Source organism: Patescibacteria group bacterium, assembly GCA_038065315.1.
Lineage (GTDB): Bacteria > Patescibacteriota > Minisyncoccia > Phycocordibacterales > JBBTRF01 > JBBTRF01.
The window spans coordinates 623,843-643,724 of record JBBTRF010000001.1 but is presented as its reverse complement, the minus strand read 5'-3'; the positions used below and the strand labels follow the sequence as shown (position 1 = coordinate 643,724).

General features: G+C 52.5%; 20 protein-coding genes. 4 read left to right on the top strand and 16 right to left on the bottom strand.

What is annotated here, in order from left to right:
- Nucleotides 1–134 precede the first annotated feature (134 nt).
- From AAB391_03555 to glyA, 5 genes are all read right to left on the bottom strand, one after another.
- Nucleotides 135–764, bottom strand: coding sequence for a hypothetical protein (locus AAB391_03555; GenBank protein MEK7645362.1), 630 nt, complete (start codon nucleotides 762–764; stop codon nucleotides 135–137).
- 14 nt (nucleotides 765–778) lie between these two features.
- Nucleotides 779–2,503, bottom strand: a complete 1,725-nt coding sequence (gene argS / locus AAB391_03550) for an arginine--tRNA ligase (GenBank protein ID MEK7645361.1) — start codon at nucleotides 2,501–2,503, stop codon at nucleotides 779–781.
- A gap of 90 nt (nucleotides 2,504–2,593) precedes the next feature.
- Nucleotides 2,594–3,514 (bottom strand): hypothetical protein, encoded by a 921-nt coding sequence (locus tag AAB391_03545; protein MEK7645360.1) that lies wholly within the window; start codon nucleotides 3,512–3,514, stop codon nucleotides 2,594–2,596.
- A 386-nt stretch (nucleotides 3,515–3,900) separates the two neighbouring features.
- Nucleotides 3,901–4,299: a hypothetical protein gene (locus AAB391_03540; protein MEK7645359.1), complete on the bottom strand. Its 399-nt coding sequence runs from the start codon at nucleotides 4,297–4,299 to the stop codon at nucleotides 3,901–3,903.
- Between the two features lie 116 nt (nucleotides 4,300–4,415).
- Nucleotides 4,416–5,663, bottom strand: a complete 1,248-nt coding sequence (gene glyA / locus AAB391_03535) for a serine hydroxymethyltransferase (protein ID MEK7645358.1) — start codon at nucleotides 5,661–5,663, stop codon at nucleotides 4,416–4,418.
- A gap of 80 nt (nucleotides 5,664–5,743) precedes the next feature.
- On the opposite strand from glyA, the gene AAB391_03530 reads away from it, so the two are divergent.
- Genes AAB391_03530 through AAB391_03515 form a run of 4 tightly spaced genes read left to right on the top strand, consistent with a single transcriptional unit; the run spans nucleotide 5,744 to nucleotide 10,664 of the window.
- Entirely contained in the window at nucleotides 5,744–6,643 is a 900-nt protein-coding gene (locus AAB391_03530) for a hypothetical protein (protein ID MEK7645357.1), read from the top strand.
- Nucleotides 6,627–7,553, top strand: coding sequence for a cytidine deaminase (locus AAB391_03525; GenBank protein ID MEK7645356.1), 927 nt, complete (start codon nucleotides 6,627–6,629; stop codon nucleotides 7,551–7,553). Before AAB391_03530 ends, AAB391_03525 begins: the two co-directional genes overlap by 17 nt.
- Complete coding sequence (locus tag AAB391_03520) at nucleotides 7,547–9,991, top strand: hypothetical protein (protein ID MEK7645355.1); 2,445 nt, start codon at nucleotides 7,547–7,549, stop codon at nucleotides 9,989–9,991. Before AAB391_03525 ends, AAB391_03520 begins: the two co-directional genes overlap by 7 nt.
- 1 nt (nucleotide 9,992) lies before the next feature.
- Nucleotides 9,993–10,664 carry an HAD hydrolase-like protein gene (locus tag AAB391_03515; GenBank protein ID MEK7645354.1) on the top strand — a complete coding sequence of 224 codons (672 nt, stop codon included), beginning with the start codon at nucleotides 9,993–9,995 and terminating at the stop codon, nucleotides 10,662–10,664.
- Between the two features lie 63 nt (nucleotides 10,665–10,727).
- Here AAB391_03515 and AAB391_03510 read toward each other — a convergent pair whose 3' ends face one another.
- The 11 genes from AAB391_03510 to AAB391_03460 form a co-directional block, all read right to left on the bottom strand.
- Complete coding sequence (locus AAB391_03510) at nucleotides 10,728–11,510, bottom strand: endonuclease/exonuclease/phosphatase family protein (protein ID MEK7645353.1); 783 nt, start codon at nucleotides 11,508–11,510, stop codon at nucleotides 10,728–10,730.
- A 264-nt stretch (nucleotides 11,511–11,774) separates the two neighbouring features.
- Nucleotides 11,775–12,197: a 50S ribosomal protein L11 gene (gene rplK, locus AAB391_03505; GenBank protein ID MEK7645352.1), complete on the bottom strand. Its 423-nt coding sequence runs from the start codon at nucleotides 12,195–12,197 to the stop codon at nucleotides 11,775–11,777.
- A 27-nt stretch (nucleotides 12,198–12,224) separates the two neighbouring features.
- Nucleotides 12,225–12,770: a transcription termination/antitermination protein NusG gene (gene nusG / locus AAB391_03500; protein MEK7645351.1), complete on the bottom strand. Its 546-nt coding sequence runs from the start codon at nucleotides 12,768–12,770 to the stop codon at nucleotides 12,225–12,227.
- Nucleotides 12,771–12,788: 18 nt separating this feature from the next.
- Nucleotides 12,789–12,971 carry a preprotein translocase subunit SecE gene (gene secE / locus AAB391_03495; protein MEK7645350.1) on the bottom strand — a complete coding sequence of 61 codons (183 nt, stop codon included), beginning with the start codon at nucleotides 12,969–12,971 and terminating at the stop codon, nucleotides 12,789–12,791.
- A gap of 104 nt (nucleotides 12,972–13,075) precedes the next feature.
- Complete coding sequence (locus AAB391_03490; protein ID MEK7645349.1) at nucleotides 13,076–13,894, bottom strand: SIMPL domain-containing protein; 819 nt, start codon at nucleotides 13,892–13,894, stop codon at nucleotides 13,076–13,078.
- A gap of 117 nt (nucleotides 13,895–14,011) precedes the next feature.
- Nucleotides 14,012–15,250 carry an ABC transporter permease gene (locus AAB391_03485; protein MEK7645348.1) on the bottom strand — a complete coding sequence of 413 codons (1,239 nt, stop codon included), beginning with the start codon at nucleotides 15,248–15,250 and terminating at the stop codon, nucleotides 14,012–14,014.
- Nucleotides 15,251–15,258: 8 nt separating this feature from the next.
- Nucleotides 15,259–16,095 carry a Bro-N domain-containing protein gene (locus tag AAB391_03480; GenBank protein ID MEK7645347.1) on the bottom strand — a complete coding sequence of 279 codons (837 nt, stop codon included), beginning with the start codon at nucleotides 16,093–16,095 and terminating at the stop codon, nucleotides 15,259–15,261.
- Nucleotides 16,096–16,121: 26 nt separating this feature from the next.
- On the bottom strand, nucleotides 16,122–16,841 hold the full coding sequence (locus tag AAB391_03475; GenBank protein ID MEK7645346.1) for an ABC transporter ATP-binding protein: 720 nt from the start codon (nucleotides 16,839–16,841) through the stop codon (nucleotides 16,122–16,124).
- Between the two features lie 7 nt (nucleotides 16,842–16,848).
- On the bottom strand, nucleotides 16,849–18,423 hold the full coding sequence (locus tag AAB391_03470) for an efflux RND transporter periplasmic adaptor subunit (protein ID MEK7645345.1): 1,575 nt from the start codon (nucleotides 18,421–18,423) through the stop codon (nucleotides 16,849–16,851).
- A 29-nt stretch (nucleotides 18,424–18,452) separates the two neighbouring features.
- Nucleotides 18,453–19,007 (bottom strand): AAA family ATPase, encoded by a 555-nt coding sequence (locus AAB391_03465; GenBank protein ID MEK7645344.1) that lies wholly within the window; start codon nucleotides 19,005–19,007, stop codon nucleotides 18,453–18,455.
- Nucleotides 19,004–19,867, bottom strand: a complete 864-nt coding sequence (locus tag AAB391_03460) for an NAD(P)H-dependent oxidoreductase (protein ID MEK7645343.1) — start codon at nucleotides 19,865–19,867, stop codon at nucleotides 19,004–19,006. Before AAB391_03460 ends, AAB391_03465 begins: the two co-directional genes overlap by 4 nt.
- Nucleotides 19,868–19,882: the final 15 nt, after the last annotated feature.

Sequence of the window (19,882 nt, the reverse complement as noted above, 5' to 3'; positions counted from 1 at the left end):
TATAAAAATCTGAAATAGTCTTGAGTACTAATTCCGCGTCGCAATTACCCTTCACTACCCCTCCCACAGAAACAGTCTGCTTAAAAATCAAGATGAAACCACATTCCTGCAAGTATTCGTAGAATTTTACCCTATCAGGAACAAGACCGATGATATAGATAAACGCTCGTTGGATTATATTTTTGGCGAAGCCAACCTCTGAACTTTTTATAATCAATAGTGAAACCAAGTTCTTTTGCGCCACGATAGAGGTTATTCCCATCAATGTAGATGTGTACTTTGCTAGCAAGAGCTGTTATCTCTTTCACATCACTCAAATCAGTACTCCTTGCAACATGAGTCTTATACCGGACTAACTGCCCCTTATCGAGTACCCTGAAAGCAATCCCTTCAAAGGTATGTTTTGATGCATTTTTAATGTCATTCATTACTAAAATCTTTGTCCCATCCTTCCCTATCGCGTAACTTTCTTCTGCTTGGCTTACATCAACAGTAACGCCATCAATCTTGAGCGTGAATTCGTAAAGATCAAATGATTCATTCTGCTCATGTACAAAATCAGAAACGACATGCTTCCTGAAAAGTTCCTGTGCTTTAGGAATATCTTTTTTGTACACATCTATATCAATATCGTAGAGTGATCTAGAAGATCCGTAGACGTTAGCCGCCAATCCGCTTGTAGCTTGGAATAAAATTCCGGCATTATCGAACGTATCTACAAGATATTTTAAAACTTTTTTGTGTTTCTCAGATAAAACTGACATGCATTTATTATAAATTACATCCTCTCCACCGCCGGAATGGCGAGTAGGTTGAGGCCGTTCTTCATCACGGTCGTAAAAGCACGAGCAAGGCGGAGGCGGTATGCCGAGGTGGTGGCATCTTCGGGGTTGATGATCTGATTGTTCGCATAGAAGGCATTGAAGGCGCCGGCGAGCTGCGTGAGGTAGTCGGTGACAAAATGCGGTTCAAACGAGCCGGCGGCACGGTCCACCACTTCCGGAAAACGGTAGAGAAGTTTTTCGAGTTGACCGATCTCGGTACCCGTCGCAATGTCTGAAGTGCTGTTTTTTAACAACGCCACCGCTTCCGGCTTGCGGAGCACCGACAGAGCGCGAGCATATGAATATTGGAGATACGGACCAGAATCGCCGTCAAAAGAAACAGCTTTTTCTGGGTCGTACACGATGTCGCTGCCGGCGGCGGACTTCAAGACTGAATACTTTACCGCACCAACAGCAACCTTCTCCATCACCTCGGCCGCGGTCGGCGCATCGAAACCGCGATCCTTGATCTTCTCCGCCACCATTGCTTCAGCATCAGCGAGCAACGCCTCCCCCGCCACCACATTGCCCTTTCGCGACGACATCTTCCCGCTCGCAAAACGCATCATGCCGTGGCTGACATGCTTGGTGCGCTCCGCGATCTCCGGACGCAACAAAAACAAAGCTCGCATGAACACTTTGTAATATTCACTCTGCTCATTCGCCGTCACCACAATCGACAAATCTGGTTTGATCAATTCAAATTTCTGCTTGGCCAATCCAAGCTCTTTCGCATCATACGTCGGCAAGCCACGAGAAGTGATGAACACGCGTGTATGCAAGCCATGTTCCTCACCCTTGAATACAATCGCACCCTCGCTTTCCACAAACACACTCTTCCCGAGTCCACCACGAACCATCTCCAGCCCATCCTGCGCCACTTCGCTCTCGAAAAAGTAATGGTCGAATTTTGTGCCAAGTTTTTTGTAGATCAATTCAAAATGATCTAGGGTCACTTTCCTCCCCCAATCGTATAGTATATTTACCTCCGCAGTTTTCCGATCGAAAACAGCCTGATTGATGAGCTGAATCTCTGCTTCAGCCGATTTGTCGGCCTCATATTGCTCCGAACCGTGTACATACGCTTTGCCAATGAACGCCACCTGCTCGGCTGCCGGAAGCTGCTTCAATTGAGCGAGCTTCGCCGTCGCATTCAGGGATTGCATCCCCCACACCGCCTTCGCCACGTGGAGCCCGACATCACCCTGATAGTTCGCGCGGACGGTCTTTGCGCCGCTCGCCGCCATCAAGCGCGCGACCGATTCGCCGACCGCATTCGACATCAAGTGCCCAATATGAAACACCTTGAACGGATTCGGGTCGGTGTATTCCACTAGCACCTTCTGCCCTTTCAGACGTGCATTCGTACCAAAAGTCTCGCCCTGCTTTTCAATGGTCGCCAAAGCCTCGGCAAAAAACTGCTTCGACAAGTGGATATTGATGAACCCTGGACCGGCAATGTCGATCTTCTCTACCAGCGGTCCGAGCTTTAGAGCGCCGACGATCTTCTCCGCGAGATCGCGTGGCTTCATGCCAAGTTGTTTCGCATATGCGAGCGCAACACCAGTGGCGTAGTCGCCGTGCGCGATCACCTCAGGATGCTCAAAAGATGCCTTCGGCGCAGAGACGCCAAGGTCGGTGAGGACAGAAGCAAAAGCTTTTTCGAGTCGGACTTTCATAAAAAGCATTCTAGCATTTTCGACGTATTTTAGGAAAAAGAAAGGACCGCAGCCTGGGGGGCTGCGGTCTTGAAGAACGCGAGGTCGGAACTATTCAGCGGCGGGGAGCGTGATGGCACGAACCGCGGCAGTCCAAGTCGCCACATCCTCCATGAGGTTGACGTCTTCGGCCGATTCGCTGCCCAACTCCTCCGCCGTCATACCGGCGGCGGCGAGCGCATTGGTGAGGGCCTCCCCCGTGTGGTCGTAGGTGGCCACCACCAGTTCCAAGGTGATGCGCGCACTGCGGGTAGGTGGCTTCTCGGCGGCCCAGTTGGCGTAGGCATCGTAGCTGGGAGCGTCGGCGAAGAATTCGTCGGCCTCGTCAGCCGTGCGGTTGATGGCCGCAAGGAAGACCGCGGCGAAGCCCTTGCCGTGAACGCCAGTGTAGCCTTCGGCGAGGTATCCTTCCGACTCAAGCCGGGCAACCTCGTAGAAGCGCTCGGCGACCAGCAGGCCGGTAAAGGGACAGCGCTTGTTGGCGGGCGTCAGGGGGATGCCGTAAACAGCGATCGGCGCGCCACCTTGACCGAGACTGAAGCGGGTCCGCATGTCACCAAGGCTGTTCAGGATATCGGCCGTGGCCGTCCCCGCAGATTCAGCCGTCATGCCGGCATCCGCCAAGGCTTCTTCGAGGGCAGATCCGCGATGCTGGTAGGTCCTGACCAGGATCCCGAATTTGCGGATCGCCAGCTTGGACACGCTACCGGCCTGCAAACGCTGCCGGAGCCACTGCGCGTAAGCCAGGTAGCTGGGCTGGGATGCGAAGAAGTCTTGCACCTCCTGTGCCGTGGCACCGATGAGTTTCAGGAAGGCGGCGGCATAGCCCTGGCCGTGGATGCCGGTGTAGCCGGCGGCGAGGACGCCTTTCGTCTCGGCCACCATGGTGAGGTAGAACCGGAGCGCGAAGGGCAATCCAGTGAGTGGGCACGGCATTGATGCGGCGATGTTGGGAACAACTTGGTGTGTCATTTGTGCGTGGTGTTTTTTAAGAGTGGTCTTCTCTCTACCGACAACCGACATGATCGACTGATTGGAAAAGCTCTCGATCGGAGCTCGGCAAATACACCCCCTATGGGAGTCGCGTCGGCCAAGGAGGGTTCAAAGGACGTCCATTGAATACTCATCGGCCGACATGACTCACAACACAAAAAACGCCCAACTAACTGGCTTTTTGCTGAATATTTCGAAAAAACAGTCTGGACGGAATACTACACATCTTGATAGTACTTGTCAATTTTTGCGCGGTTGGGGGGCCTGCAGCTCCCGAGGTATTTTAGGGAAAATAAAAGCGGGACGCCCACGAAGAGCGTCCCTACTTTGATCGAAACTTGCAACCATCGCGGCCGGAGCAGTCGCTACGCCGGAAGCGGATAACCGGCAGCCTCGAAGAGGTGCTTGATCCGGCGAGCCACCGCTGCGCCAGGAGCGCACTGCCGATACACCTCGGCGTATTTTTCGGCATTCGCCACGAGCCAGCTGAAGGTGGCGACAAAACGCTTGCGAATCTCGACCACGAAGAGGCGGAATTCCATGGCGGCATCCCAAGCATGGATGACGGCCCGGATGATCGCTGGGCCGGCGGCCACATTGATGCAGAATGCGAAGATCTGTCGGAACTGCCCGCCGTCACTGATCTGGCCCAGCAACGATTCGAGCTGCTTGGCGAACTGACCCCGTTGTTGCCGCCACGTTTTTGCCAACTTGGAAAAAAGGCGACGAAACGCTGTCGCCGTGAGACGAGGAATGACTTTCATAACGATTGCTTCCACCCAAACCAGCTCGGTTTTGGTTGAATGACCGAACGGCAGCAGCCGCCCAGTCGTGTTGCATTTACTGTGTTTTAGAGCTGATTTGACCGAGGTGAATAGTACTACTTTCTGAGAATCTTGTCTATCTTTTGGGCCAACGCGCGGAAGTCTTTTTCTTTCTTGCCACGAGTAGTTTCAGCAGCACTTCCGAGGCGAATACCTGATGGATCCATCGGTGGTCGCGTGTCGAATGGAATCGCATTCTTGTTCACGATGATGCCGGCTTTTTCCAATCGCTCGCTCGCCTCTTCGCCGGTGATACCGCCCATCTTGCCGTCGGCACCTCCCTTTTTTCCGCCCATCCACGTATCGATCAACACAAGGTGCGAATCGGTACCACCGGAGATCACGCGCCAGCCGAGCGAGGAGAGTTCATTGGCGAGGGCTTTGGCATTCTGCACCACTTGGGCAGCATATTTTTGGAATGCGGGAGTAGCGGCTTCTTTCAGTGCGACGGCCACCGCGGCAATCTGGTTGAGATGTGGACCGCCCTGCAAGCCTGGGAACACCGCCTTGTCGATGAGATCGGCAAAAGAGACGGACTCGCCTTTAGGATTGAGCCCGCTTTTGTCCTTGCGTACAAAAATGAGCGCCGCACGCGGACCGCGGAGCGTCTTGTGCGTGGTGGTTGTCACGACATCAGCGTATGCAAACGGACTCGGGTACACAGCACCTGCCACGAGGCCAGCGAAATGCGACATGTCCACCATGAGGATGGCACCACAGGCATCAGCGACAGCGCGAAACTGTTTGAAATCAACAATGCGCGGATACGCCGTGAAGCCCGCCACAATAATTGCCGGTTTTTCAGCAATAGCCTGTGCTTTGAGCGCAGCGTAGTCGATGAGCTCGGTCTTTTGATCAACACCAAAATGTACGGGCGTCCACATCTTTCCTGTGATCGAAACCTTCTGCCCATGAGTGAGGTGGCCACCATGCGCGAGGGACATGCCCATGATTTTGCCGCCCGGAGGCACCAGTCCGAGAAACACCGCCAAGTTGGCCGGCGAGCCGGAAAGCGGCTGCACATTCACATGCCACTTTCTCGCCTGCGTACCAACAGAACCTGCATCAAGACCAAAAAGCTTCAGTGCGCGTTCCTTGCAAAGCGTCTCGATCTGGTCGACATATTCATTGCCGCCATAATAACGCTTCCCTGGATAGCCCTCAGCATATTTATTGGTGAGCTCGGAGCCGAGCGCCTTCAAAACGTCGCTGGAAACATAATTTTCAGAAGCAATCAAGTTCACCACCTTCTTTTGGCGGGTTTTCTCGGCTTTCAGCAACTTTTTGATCTCGGTGTCTTTCAAATGTCGTGTGTACAATGTCACTTATTCACCCCTGTCTGTCAAGTTGCCCCCTCCAAGTGAAAAAGCTATAGTGTGAGCACATGCATAGCCTCAAACTCGAAAAAATCATCCCATTCAAAGAGTTGGAAAAAATGATGCAAAACATCGTCTTTCGAGGTCTCTACGCTTCGAATGGCGAGAAAGTGAAGCCGTATCGGAATGCGACGTTTCGCCTCGCCACCGTCTATCCGCCAAAGCACATCGGTATGCCGGCCGAGATTCAAGTCGGCAAGGGACGTGAGCCACTCTTCACCCCTCAGCCCACTATCTACCAAAACCAAATCGAGATTATGGCCGAAGTGGATCGATTCCTGAAAAAGCAAAAGATGTCGATTACCAATCTGAAGGGAGCAGTCGAGTACACCTGGAAAGATCGCGGTGTCTACCACGTGCTCCCGCCGATTATTGAGAGACACACGTACGATCTGCAAAATGGCTTCATCGACCTTGAGAAACTTTCAAAACGCTTCAGTGGCACCTACGCACGCGACGCGCAGAGCAACATGCACCACCTCGGCAACATGGAGCTGCACAATTTCTATATCGATGAAGTGAGCAAGATCACTCACCTGCCAACCTTCAACTCCAACGCACCGATCATCAACTACGGCCTCCCTTACACTGGTCCGCATTCTTTTCATATTATTTGCGATGGTGCACATCGTCTCGACTATGCCCTCGAAACCCTCAACAAGCCGATCACGGTGATCGTCGTCGAAGCCAAAGACAAGCGTCAGCCACTCATCCCCTACTACGCCTTTCCGACGCCGCTGCGCCCGACCATCCGCCTCTCGAGCAAGAAAGCTGAAAAAATGTTCTATCGACTTGAACGCGACAAGATTCACCTTTTGAACGATTTCCTCAAGAAGATCCTCCATTACGATTGGGAGACTGTCGGCCTCATGGTCAGCAAGCTCCGAAGCAATGTCGAAATCTATTAACAAACCTGCCGCAGCAAACAAGCTTGCGAAGTCGCTCCACGAGGCGCTCTTCCTTTCGGTCACCAAAAAGGCGCGCACGGATGGTAATGGCAATGCCGCATCGGTCGCGATCTCGAAGAGCGGCAAGAGCTACTTCGGCGGAAAGGCTGAGTCGGACACCAACCTCCTAGATGTCACTTCGGAACAGACGGCTCTGCTCATCGCGGTGCAGCATCGCGATTTCCAGATCGTCGAAGTGGCCACTCTCATCGACTCAACCAAGCCGATCATTTCGCCGCTCGCACTCAAAGTCATGGCCGATTTCGCCAACCGCACTGGCACCAAGATCGCCTACAGCGTCCTCGATGCCGAAGGTACGACTGTCTTCAAGGTGAAAAATGTCCTCGATGCCATCCCCTTCTACCACCCGGAGCCAAGCGATTTGAAATTGAAAAAAGTCGCACCGAAAGCCAATTGGGCAAAGGTTGCCAAGAATAGCAAAAACACCGATGAGGCCGCCATCGCGCAGGCACTGAAAAAATACGCTCTGAAAGGTCTCGAGCTTGCCTTCACCACCTACCAAGGTGCTAGCTCATATGGCGCAGCCGTTCTCACCGAAAGCGGCAAAATCTTCTATTCCGGCCAATATTCCTCGCCGGACAAACGCCTCATGGTGCACGCCGAGATGGGCGCTATCCTCGCCGCATTGATGGCCAAAGAAGAAAAGCTCACTCATCTCGCCGTCGTCTCCGACAAATTCGAGGCCGAACCCTGCCAAACCTGCGGCCCGTGCCGACAATTTATCACCGAACTTTCAAAGCGCTACGGCTGGAAGCTCCAAGTGTATTGCTTCGCCAAAAAGCAGCCCGTGTATAATACGTATTCGATAGAAACCCTCCTGCCAAACAGCTGGGGCAGCAAAAAATGGTAACCAAACCCGCCACAACTCAATTCCCGATTGTCGACGCGATCCTCGTGACCCCAGGCGAAGGCGCTGAGGGACAGATCGGCATTTGCACCAACACCTCCGCACCCGGACAGGTGTTCAACGAGATCGAAGAGAAAAATCGTGCGCACGTCTCGGCACTAGGGGCTTTGATTGTGAGCCGCGACGGCACGGAGCGCATGGTGTTGAATTGTCTCGCCCATCCGACCATCCGTTTCCTCGTACTCTTCTCCGAAGAGTCACTCACCTTCTCGCCGAGCACCAACCTCCTTCTCGCAATCCAGAATGGTGTCGATGCGCAAAAGCCCGGCAACTATATTGTCGGTGGCAAGGCGGCTTCGGCTCATTTTCCCAATTTATCGAAGAAGATCATCGATGCCTTCCGCGAAAATATCATTGTGCTGCCGCTTTTCATGTATCGAAATGATTATTCAAAGCAAGTCGTTACTGACTATCTGGAATGGCTAAAGCCAAAAGTAAGTGCTGAGGTACATACGTTTCTGAAGACAGCTTCTGAGAAGAAATCCATCTACTACGACACCCTCAACCAGCTCATCTCCCTGCTCGCCAAAGAGCCAAGCAAGAAAAAAGGGCTCATTGACCTCGACCCAAAGGAGTTCCAACACCTGCAGCCGCCAAAGATCGCGCTCGGCGAGGCAACTGTTTCTGAAAAAATGCCTTTCTGCGTGAGTGCGGAGAAGGGGCAGATTCGTGTCGACCTCGAAGTGGGTGGCAAGACATTTTTCGTGGTCGGAGCCGATGAATTCCGCCTCGAATACTCGATCATGCGTTTTCTCGGCGCCGACAAGCGCCTGTTGAGCCCACTTCAACAGCTCGTGCTCGGCGCCGAGATCGCGCGCGTCGACACCGAAATCAAAAACCGCATCTCCCTCAAATCGAGCTTCCAGACCGCGAAAATCATCAGCAAAAAGCAGATCCCGATCGAGTCCAACATGTCGCTGGTCACGGACAAGAAATATTATTACAAAATGAGCGTGCGCGATGGCGGCGTCTCAGTGATGTGTCTCGCCTTCGATGTTTGCGAGGAGGTGTTCGACCTGCGCTCGAAGTCGATCGGCGCGATTTTCACCTGGCTCGCCGAGAAAAACCGTTTTGAGGACTACGAGATGGACTTCCTCCACCGTGTGGATGTCGGCGGACAGATCGGTCGCGCCACACTCGCCGCAAAGCTCAACTACGCCTTCATCCAGGACTTTTCAGGCATCTTCCGAATCAACAAGACCGACCTCCCTCTTTTGGTATCCGACGGCGACTCATTCCTCGGCGTGCACAAAAACATCCTCATGAAGATCTACACCGAAGGTCTCACCCACGAACACGGAGACAGGCAGAAAGGTACCGCGCGCAGCGGTGTCGCTCTGGCGATCTATCGCAATTCTGCAAAATCCCTCACCACCCTCCCCGCTTTCTACAAACAAGGCGACCAGTCTACCGCGGAGATGCGCGCCAACTACAAAAAACAGCTGCTCCGCTTCGACCACGATGGCGATTATAGCTACGGTGAGCGCACCCGCCAGCACTTTGGCGTGGATCAGCTATTGGAAACCAAAAAGACGCTCAAGAAAAACCCGCGAAAGGCCTCGATCATCGCCCGCTTCGACCCGACCGTTGACATGGGCAGCTACATCGACCCAGGCAGTGGGAAACGCAAATACACCCACGACCCGTGTCTCGTGTATGACATTTTCATTCCCAAGAAGGGCAAAATGCATTCCTTCCACATCGCCCGTGCTCACAACATGGTCAACGCCTACCCGGAAAACATCTTTGGCCTACACGACGCCTATGTCACCGCGATTCGCACAGCCCTGAAGCTGAAGTCCGGCGACATGTACATGCTTTCCAATCGCGGCAACATTCTCCTTTTGACCGAAGAACAGCGCACCAAGAAGATCCTCATGGAGCCTTCGAAGCCGACCGACGACCTCGACACCAAAAGCGGGCCATATAGTCTTGGCGAAGCAAAAAATACGGGCAAAACAAAAACGGCCGTAACAAAACCCGACATGACCAGCGGCGTGGTCGCGTACAGCTATTCCCCTATCAAGCCCGTCGCCAAGCGACCAAAAAAGTCTTTCCTCGACCGACTCTATGACTTCGAAGGCGTCGACACCGTTGCCCGCGCCATCGACTACTACAAGCAGAAGGGCGTGATGCACAACAACCCCGTCCTTTCCGAATACCAAGCCGGCAAAAGCGACCCCCAAGCCGATCAGCTCGCCTTCTTCCAGGCCAACGTCCTTGGCAACAAGCTCCATGCCACGGCGGTCTTCATGAATCGCGCGCTCGCCAAGCAGAAAGCGGACACCGAAGCACTCAACTACCTCTGCGGCCAATTTTCAAAGCAGCTCAAGGCGAAGACTGGCAACCTCACGGTGTTTTATGTCGGGTATACTAAATAGCATGAAAGGCGAAATGAGAAAAGACTACTCAAAAATCAAAGTCATCGGCTTCGACCTCGACCAGACCCTCTACCCCAAGTCGAGCTTTATCGACGAGGCGATTCAGATCTATATTTACCACAAGATCAGCGAACACAAGGGCGTCTCACTCACCGAAGCGGAGAAAATGTTCAAAGACCTGTACAAAGAAGGTCGCGGCCTCGGCGGCTCAACAACACTGAAAATGCTTGGGGTTCCTAATCACCAAGACATCGTTCAGGAAGCCCTCGAGCGCGCCGATATCGACGACTATCTCGTGCCGGATCAAGAAACCCTCAATATCTTGAAGCGTCTGAAAGCAAAATACCAAAACATCGACATCCTCACAGGATCAAACCGTACCAACGCCAACAAAAAGCTCGGCAAGCTCGACATGAGCCACGGCCTATTCGGGCACATCCTTACCAACGACGACGGCTCAAAGCCAAACGGCGACCTCTACAAACAATGGATGGCCCTCTACCCCGACCTCTCGCCAGAGAATTTCCTCTACATCGGTGATCGCCCGCGCTCCGACTACGAGGTGCCGAAGTCTCTGGGTATCGATTCTATACTTGTGTATTGCAAAGCGCAGGACGCCAACATCGACTGTCCGCAACTTACCTCGTTCAAAGATATCGATTCGGTGTTATAAAAAGAAGACCGCGTCCATTTAAGGGCGCGGCTTGTTGAAAAACTACTGACGATGTCGCGTAGCTCAAGGCATCGAGCCGACACGTTCGCGCACCTTCGCGGTGAATGCGCCGTGATCACTGAGACCGAACACCTGCTCGACATCATAAACCTCATACCCGACGACGCCCACAAAGATGTGGTCAATCATCGCTTTCACCTTCCCATTCAGCTTGTGAAGTTCTGGATCGAGGGTATTGTCGAACCTGGCCGGCACTGCGGCGTGCAGACTCGTCAAGGCAAGCAGCTTCTGATAGATCTCGCCGCCGCGGGGAAAGTTGAAGTCCCCACAAAAAACGAACTCTCCCAGGCCGTTCAAGATCTGCGCCATCCGCCAAACATCAGCACGCTGAAAGTCGCTTGGCTCCCCTTTCGGCACCCAAGTGAAATGCGTAGTGGCGAGGCGATAACCGATACTCCCTATCGCGATGTCGCAAACAGCGACGACGCGACTCTTTGTCGCATCGATGCGCTCAAGCGAGGTGTCGTCGAGATGCTGAAGCCGGCCGTATTCGCCGACATAATAGTGGGCGGCAACGGAAGTCATCGGCAGGTTGGTGTAGATGCCGACACCCGAGGTAGTCCAGCGGCCCTGGGTTTCACTGATACCGTCCCAGACCTTCGTCATTGGAACAAAGTATGCGTTCCGAAAGTCCCGAGCAAGCTGGATCTGGTTGTGCTCAACGACCTCCTGGAGGAGGAATGCGTCGAACTTGTCGCGATTGGCTTTGATGAACTCCATCGCCTGCGGGTGTTTCCCGCGGCAGATGTTGAGTTGGACGATCTTAAGATGATTTTCTTCCGACATAATGAGCCTCCTGTGTTGAAACCGAGGTGGAGCCGACCGAACACCACTGACCCGTGGCAAGGAGCATTCCCGAAGGGAATCTGTCTATCTTACTATCACGAATATCATAAAAAGTCAACTATGCGAGAGATGCGTGGTGTGAAGATAAATATGGAAAAACAAAGCACCCTTTCTTGGGGACTGCGGAGCGCGACTGGCGCGAGCCGGAGCAAAATCCTAGTGAGGATTTATGCGTACCCCAAGAAAGGGTGCTTTGTTTTTCTTTTACTTCACGTCCACCCCCATCGATCGTGCAGATCCCTCAATAATCTTCATCGCTGCCTCAATAGTATTCGCATTCAAATCAACCATCTTCTTCTCAGCGATTTCGCGAACCTTCGCTTTGCTGATAGTACCTGCCTTCTCTGTCGGTGCCTTGCCTGAACCCTTCTCCTTGCCGATCGCCTTCAAAATGAGGCTCGAAGCCGGAGACGTCTTGAAGACAAGCTCGAAAGACTTGTCATCGTAGGTGTTGATAATCGTCGGGACGAGGTCGCCCATTCGGTCCTTGGTGCCCGCGTTGAAACGAGTCACGAATTCGCCGATGTTCACCTTGGCCTGACCAAGCGCAGGGCCAATAGGGGGAGCTGGGGTTGCCTTCCCTGCTGGAATGACCAATTTGAGTGATTTTACGAGTTTTTTAGCCATGGTGTTTTATAGAAATTACAGGTTACCTTAAATCTTCTTTACTTGCAAGAAATCGAGCTCTACCGGGGTTTCGCGGCCGAACATCGACACGAGTACCTTCACCTTGCCTCGAGACGCATCCACTTCGCTCACCTTACCTTCGAAGTCCTTGAACGGACCGTCGGCAATGATGACCGCATCTTCGAGTGCGAGGTCGATGTTGTGCATCACATTGTCGGAATTCATGCGCTTGAAGATTGTTTCCACTTCTGCCTTCTCCAATGGTACCGGGTACACGCCAGAGCCGACGAAGCCGGTCACGCGAGGAGTGTTTCGGACCACGTACCATGAGTCGTCGGTGACGATCATATCCACGAGGATGTATCCAGGATAGATCTTCTCTTCCTCCTCGACACGTTTCCCCGCCTTCACCTTGATCATCTTCTCGGTCGGCACGAGCACGTTGAAAATCTTGTTCTCCATACCGAGAGACTCAATACGCTGTTTGAGATTTCGTGCCACGGCATTCTCATACCCTGCGTAGGTGTGGATGGCGTACCAATTTCGCACTTCTTCGAGTTTTTGTTTTGACATAGATGTGGTTGGGGGGATTTACTGGAGCAAGAACGATTTCATGGCGAGAGCGAATCCGGAATCAAAGAGACCGAGCAAAAGACCGGTCACGAGAGAAATCACGATCACGACGACCGTGTAGATCACGGCCTGTCGGCGGGTTGGCCAGCTGACATGGGCCATTTCTGAACGAGTTTCTTTGATGTATTCAACGATGTTCATAATGATGCGTTGTTCGCTTAGTAAAAAAGGCCCCCTCGGCCTCATTTATTATAATACTCCTTTTGGGCTTTAGCGTCAACCGACGGGCCAAAACGGCCTATCTGTTAGTTGATTTCGTAGGTTATCGTGACCTGGCTAGTGGTCTTGTTCTCGCCTGCTGGAAGCTCAGGCGCCGGTGCTCCGCCCATTCCGCCAGCGTCCGAACTCATTGCCATTTCCTTGCTGTAGTACATTGGATAGTAGCCGTTGCCTGATTCAGAGAAACTACTGATCTTGCCGAGAGAAACACCGAGATCTTTCGCGAGTATTTCTGCCTTGCGCTGTGCATCCTCGATCGCATTCTTGCGAGCCAGTGCCTTGGTCGCATCTTCATTTTCAACAGTGAAAGAGAGACCGCTCAAGTTGGTCACCTTTCGGTTACCAATCTCCGCGAGTATCTTTCCTGCATCCTCCACCTTGCGAATCTTCACGAGGAAGGAGCTGGTGACGTTGTAGCCAATAAAGTATCGGCTGTCCTTTGGCTGACAGCTCGCAGCGTCGTAACAAACCACCGGTCGATTGCTGTATTCGTAGTGCGGATAGATCTGATAGTTGGTGGTCTTCACATCCACATCCTCGATACCTGCCTCCTTGAGGTACGCGAGGATGTCATTTGCACGCTTCGTGACATTTTCCTGAGCTTCGGAGACGGTCTTGGCTTCATGGCTCACATCATATGAGACGGTCGCGATATCTGGGATAGCATACGCGTCACCTTTGCCAGTGACAGAGATCTGGCTCTGGACTGGTGTCTTGCCGATGTTCGCCGAGGTCTTCACCTCAGTGATCACTCGGGCCAAAAGATAGAGAGAGCCGACGATAAGGAGCACGTGGAAGGCCTGAAAAAGGCGCTTTGATTGGGTTTCGGTGAGTGAAGAAAACATATGTGTGGTTGGTTAGGACTAAAGCGTTTAATAAATAAAGGGTATCCCTAATAATGGACCTCTAGTATACCATTGCCGTCTGTCGGTCGTCACTATTACAGCGTGCGGCACACTCGCCTACTCGTACCGCAATGCCTCCATCGGGCTTTTGCGCGCGGCTTGTTTTGCCGGATAAATACCGAACACGAGGCCGATCACGCCAGACACCACAATACCGAGGAAGGCGCCAAAGAATGGAAATTGGAAGCTCCAATCGAGACCGACAAAATTGGTGAGGATGAGGGCGCATATCACGGAGAGCGTGCCGCCGATGATGATGCCCGCTACCCCACCTGTGCCGGTGAGTAGCACTGCTTCGAGCAAGAATTGCATCAGAATATCGCGGTCTGTTGCGCCGATAGACTTTCGCAGGCCGATCTCGCGAGTACGTTCGGTCACCGACACGAGCATGATGTTCATGATGCCGATACCGCCCACCACTAGAGAGATGGCAGCGACGGCCGCGAGGAACAGGGTGAGGACTTGGGTAATGAGGCCCAAACGAGCGGCGAGATCCTCCTGCGTTTGCACAAAGAAGTCATCTTTGTCCGGGTCTGTGATCTTGTGGCTCTCACGCAAGGTGGCTTTAATATCCGTCACCGTCTGCGCGATCAAGTCCTGCGAAGTAGCCTCAGCGATGAATCGATGAAAATATTTAATACCAAGCACATACTGCTGCGCCGTGGTATATGGCACAATCACCGCTTCGTCAAAATTGAAAAATGACACCTGCCCTTTCGACGGCATGATACCGATCACGCGGAAATTGCGGTCCTTGATCTTGATCTTCTCACCGAGGGCGGGACTGTCACCAAAGAGTTGCTCCTTCACCTTTGAGCCGATCACCACCACATCCGCCCGCGCACGCACATCGTCATTACTAAAAAATTCGCCTTCGGAAACATCGAGATCAAAAATCTGTTGAATAAGCGGCGAGACACCAAAGATCGTCGGACGATACGTCTCGCTGCCATACGAAGCACTCACGCCAGTGAAAAGGAGGGGCATGACGCTGCCGAGTGTCGGCACATTTTCTTTGTTCTGAAGGAGCTCGAGGTCGCGGATTTTTAGGGAATCGCTAAACACTTGCGCTGCATCCGACGGACCTTTCGGCTCGCGACCGGGGATGACCACGATCGTTTTCGAACCCATGCCCTGCACTTGATTGAGGATCAGCTGCTGCGCCCCCTGCCCCAAAGACATGATGAGAATGATTGCCGCAATACCAATAACAATGCCGAGGATCGTCAAAAGTGAACGAGAGCGATTCGTCTTGAGTCCAGTGACGGCAGTTTTGAGGCTGTAGGAAAAAATCATGATAAATATTATTCCAATCTCTTTTTACCTGACTGCAGATAATTCTCACCTGTCACAACTTTTTTACCCGTTTTTTCTTCGAGCGCAATTCTGGCATCTTTTGCAATCTTCCCGCCGCGTTTTGCTGGTACTTTATTTTCTTCAAGTCCTTTTGTCTCCATACTCTCTGCGATTTGTCTGGTAGAAAGTTCTGCGAGAGCCGTAAAGATCAATTCGGCTTCAGACATGTGGTCACGCAAATTTGTACCTTTTCCCAACCCTTTTACTTTTTTATGATCCTGCACACCAAGATCGCTCCATTCCTGGTGAATGATATTGGTTAAGATAGCATATTCTTTACCCTCTTCTACACCTGATTCTTTCCAGTAATCCGTAAGCTTGTTGCGGGTCTCCTGCCCCATCATTCTTTGCTGTATCCACTTTTCACTTCTACCATGCTTCTGCCAATATTCTCTCGAGCGATTGAGTGCAATCTCAGGATTCATCATTTCACTAATCCGCTCTTGTCCTACCTTCGCAAGCCACTGCTTGAAAGGTTCTGCTTTGGGTGATGAGATCGATTGAATAATGCGAAAAATTCCCTGCAGACTCGCACAGTTCATCTTCTGAACACCACCTTTCGTCGGCACGTCAAGGGTGTGGACAATTTGTACCCACCCTTGACTGAGATGGATATCACGTTGTTTCATTTTTTGAATGTACTGTTTTGTGTTTTCAGAATCAATGAGTACCTGCACTGTGTCTTCGACGACAAAATACCACTGCTCATCGTGCCAAACGCGGCGAACCTCTTTTGCCTCAAAAATCGCCGGCATCATATCTTTTTGTGATCGTAGTTTTTTCATATCCTATTTGATTTGTCTGACTGATATTATTTCGCATACCCCTCGTCCGCGCGGCGCTGGTGCGCGACCTTGGTATCGCTCTCGATACTGCCGTCCATGACGCGAATAATGCGCTGGGCATGTTCAGCCGTGCTCGTCTCGTGGGTGATGAGGATGATCGTGTGACCGTGCTTCTCATTGAGATCTTGAATGGTCTTGATCACCATTCTTCCGGATTTTGAGTCGAGGTTGCCGGTCGGTTCGTCGGCAAAAATGACCGACGGCTCCAAGACGAGCGCGCGGGCGATAGCCACGCGCTGCTTTTCGCCGCCGGAAAGCTGGGCCGGCTCGTGTTCTAAGCGATGCAGCATCCCAACCGACTCCAGGGCCTTTTTCGCCAGTGCATCCCAACTTTCCGGCGGCACATCAGAATACAGTAACGGCAATTTCACATTCTCGAGCACGGTGGTACGTGGCAATAAATTGAACGCCTGAAAAATAAAACCCATCCGACCATTGCGAATTTTCGAAACCTCTTCCGGAGCATACGACTTTACATTCTTGCCCTCGAAATGATATTCACCGCCAGTGTGTTCATCGAGAAAACCTAAGATGTGCAGTAACGTTGACTTGCCAGAGCCCGACGGACCCATGATCGCCACGAATTCGCCTTTCTTCACGCCGAATGAGACGCCGCGCAACGCCGGCGTCTCTACACCTTCGTTGGTGTATATCTTCGTAACATTTTTTACTTCAATCAGAGACATTGGCTCATTATTGCACCGACGATGTGACCACCACATCCCCCTCATTCACTCCGGAGACGATTTGTGTGTTCCCTTCGCCATCTTTAATACCTACCTCCACAGCTCGCTCGACAACTACACCGTCCGCGCCGTTCACCTTCACATAGCGCTTACCGTCCTTGCTATACAAAGAACGTGACGGTACCAAAATAGCCCCTTTCACCTCGGCGGTGATGATGTCAGTGTTTGCGGTCATGCCAGATCGGATCCGCTCGTCCTTCTTCACAAAATTGAGTGTCACTTTGTATGTCGGCACGCCCTCAATGATCACTTCTGCAGGATCGACGGCCGTCACCACGGCATCAAAGTGTGCATCTTGATATGCATCGAGAGTGACATCGGCTTTGTTGCCGACACGAACATTGGCGATATCCGACTCAGCAACACTCGCTTCGATTTTGTACACACCTCGAGACATCACGGACACCGCTGCAGTATTCGCCGGCACAATCTCCCCCACCTCGATATTCTTCGCAGTCACAACGCCGACGATAGGTGAGCGCAAGATCGTCTTTTCGAGCGCCGCGTATGCCGCAGCTTCGCTTGCTGAAGCGGACTCTACATTGGCCTCCTGCGCGCGAATGTCTTCAGAGCGCGCAGGAGCTTTAGCCTGATCATATTGAGACTGCTTCAAGGCGAGCGTCGCCTCGGCCGCGCGGAGTGCCTGTTCCGCGCTTGTGATCGCCGCCTGCTGGGTCAAAATAGCGGTGCGGGCAGCCAGAATAGCCGCTTTGTATGTATCGATAGTCGTCTGAGTCAGGCCGGTGCCGGAGGAGAGGGCATTTACTGCTTCGGCGATGTAGTCTACAAGCATTTTAAGCGTCGACAGACGGGTCTTTGCATCGGTAAAGTATGTTGGAAAGGCCACTTTCTCAAGATCGACCGACATCTGCGACAAAAGAGATTTCCAAGCGATCAGAGCATCGTCCTGCCCCACTCGCGCGCCCTGGATCGATGTGCGCAATTGACCGTCGGTTTGAGGATTGAATTGCGGGGTCGAAGTCCGAGGATTACTGAAGAATGCGTCGACTTTATTGTGCAGAGCATCGTCGGCATTGGTCTGCGCCGCCGTCAGAGCATCGACGGCGGCGCGACGAGTATCCTCGAGAGCTGCTTTCGCATTGATGACATATATCTCGGCAATGCGAATATCCGACGCGGCACTGCCCGCCTTCAGTGCATCGAGCTTGGCCTGTTGCACCTTCACAGCAGCTTGCGTCTGCTGAAGCTGGGCATACAAATCGGCATTTTCCAGAGACACCAAAGCATCGCCAGGCTTTACCTCAGCGCCCACTTCGTGATACACGCGACTCACACGGCCGGATTTTTCAAAAGCCAACGCAACATCGGACACCGACTTCACGCGACCAGTGACGCTCACTTTCTGAGCGATATCGCGCTTCACCACGGTGAGTGTACCGCTAAAAAGCGGGGTCTTTTCGCCGGACAACCCCCAACCCGCTAACACGAGCAACACAATGGCCGCTGAAATATAGCCCTTAGGCGTTTTAAAGACAGAAAAATACTTCGTCATGTGTTTCATACTGGTAGTATACCGCACTTCACCCCACCCTATCGAGCGAGGGCTTTTTCGACCTGTTTGCTCAACTCTTCAAAATTTCCGTTGTTCATAAACACAACGTCGGCCATGGCGATGCAAGCTGATAGGTTCCCTTTGGTTGGATCATCAGGATTAATCTCCGCTTTTTCCTGAGCGGCAAACCGCTCAAAGGTGATCTGATCGAGTTCGGATTTTCGGGACTGAACACGTTCATAGCGAATCTTTGGATCGGCATCCACGGCGAAGACCTTGCTGCCGGGAATAGCACGGATGAATTCAATCTCGCCAATACTGCGAAGCGACTCCACCACAGCATTCTTGCCTTGCTTCTGGACCTCGGCCGCGCGGCGGCACAGCTCTTTGGCAATGTAGTCTGGGCCGAACGCCGCGCGGAGATCATTGGCGACCAGCGTCGTATTTTCTCGTATCACTTCCAATCCGCGCTTTTTCACTTCTTCCAAAATAAGCGCCCGCGCAGAAAAATGTACGAACCCTTTCTTCTGCACCAGATACTCCACTACCGTGCCCTTGCCAGCACCAATTGTTCCTGTAATACCGATGATCATCGCGTGTCAAAAAGATCCGCCTTGTCGAATCGAACTTTCGGCTTCAGTACCTCACTCGCAGCACGCTTCCCCACAGCCAGCATGACACACGGATAGAGGTGAGCCGGTAAGGCGAGGATCTGCTTCATTTGCACAGGATCGAAACCTTCCATCGGACACGAATCGATCTGCAACTCGGCACAAGCCGCCAAGCCAAAGCCGAGAGCGATGTAGGCCTGCTTGCTCGCCCACTCCTGCACCGCCGCGTCGGTCATGTCTGTTGAAAATTCTTTCAAAATACCCTCAAAACCGGCAAGCTTCGCGCGAATCTCTGGATTGCCGCCGGCAGTATTCATGAGATGGGCTTCGATGCGATCCTTCAGGTCGGTGCGTGCGGAAAATACCAACACATGCGAAGACGAGGTGAGCTGTGGCTGATCCCACGATGCTTTTTTCATTTGTTCACGGAGAGCCGCGTCGGAGACGACAGTCACATGGAATGGCTGCAGGCCATACGAAGTCGGTGCGAAGCGAACTGCATCCAAGATCGCCTCGAGCTGCTTGTCTGAGAGTTTTGAACCATCAAAGTTTTTGGTCGCGTAGCGCCACTGCAGATTCGAAAGAAATGTGGAGTCATTCATACGTTGAGAGTATTTTATATATGCTATCTTAACACGCTGGTACCAATGCAAAACGTGCGCCTTCCCTTTTTCGACAAAGAGGAGGCGGATGCCAATCAACTCGAGGCCGACAAAGAACAAAATGCCCCACGGAGTAAGCGGTGTGAGAATACTGAAGATGCCGGCAACAATACAAAAGGCACCGGCCGCCCAGCGGAGCGGCTTGGGGATCTTCTGCAAAAACGTTCTGACCTTGCCCACAAAGGAAGTATAACA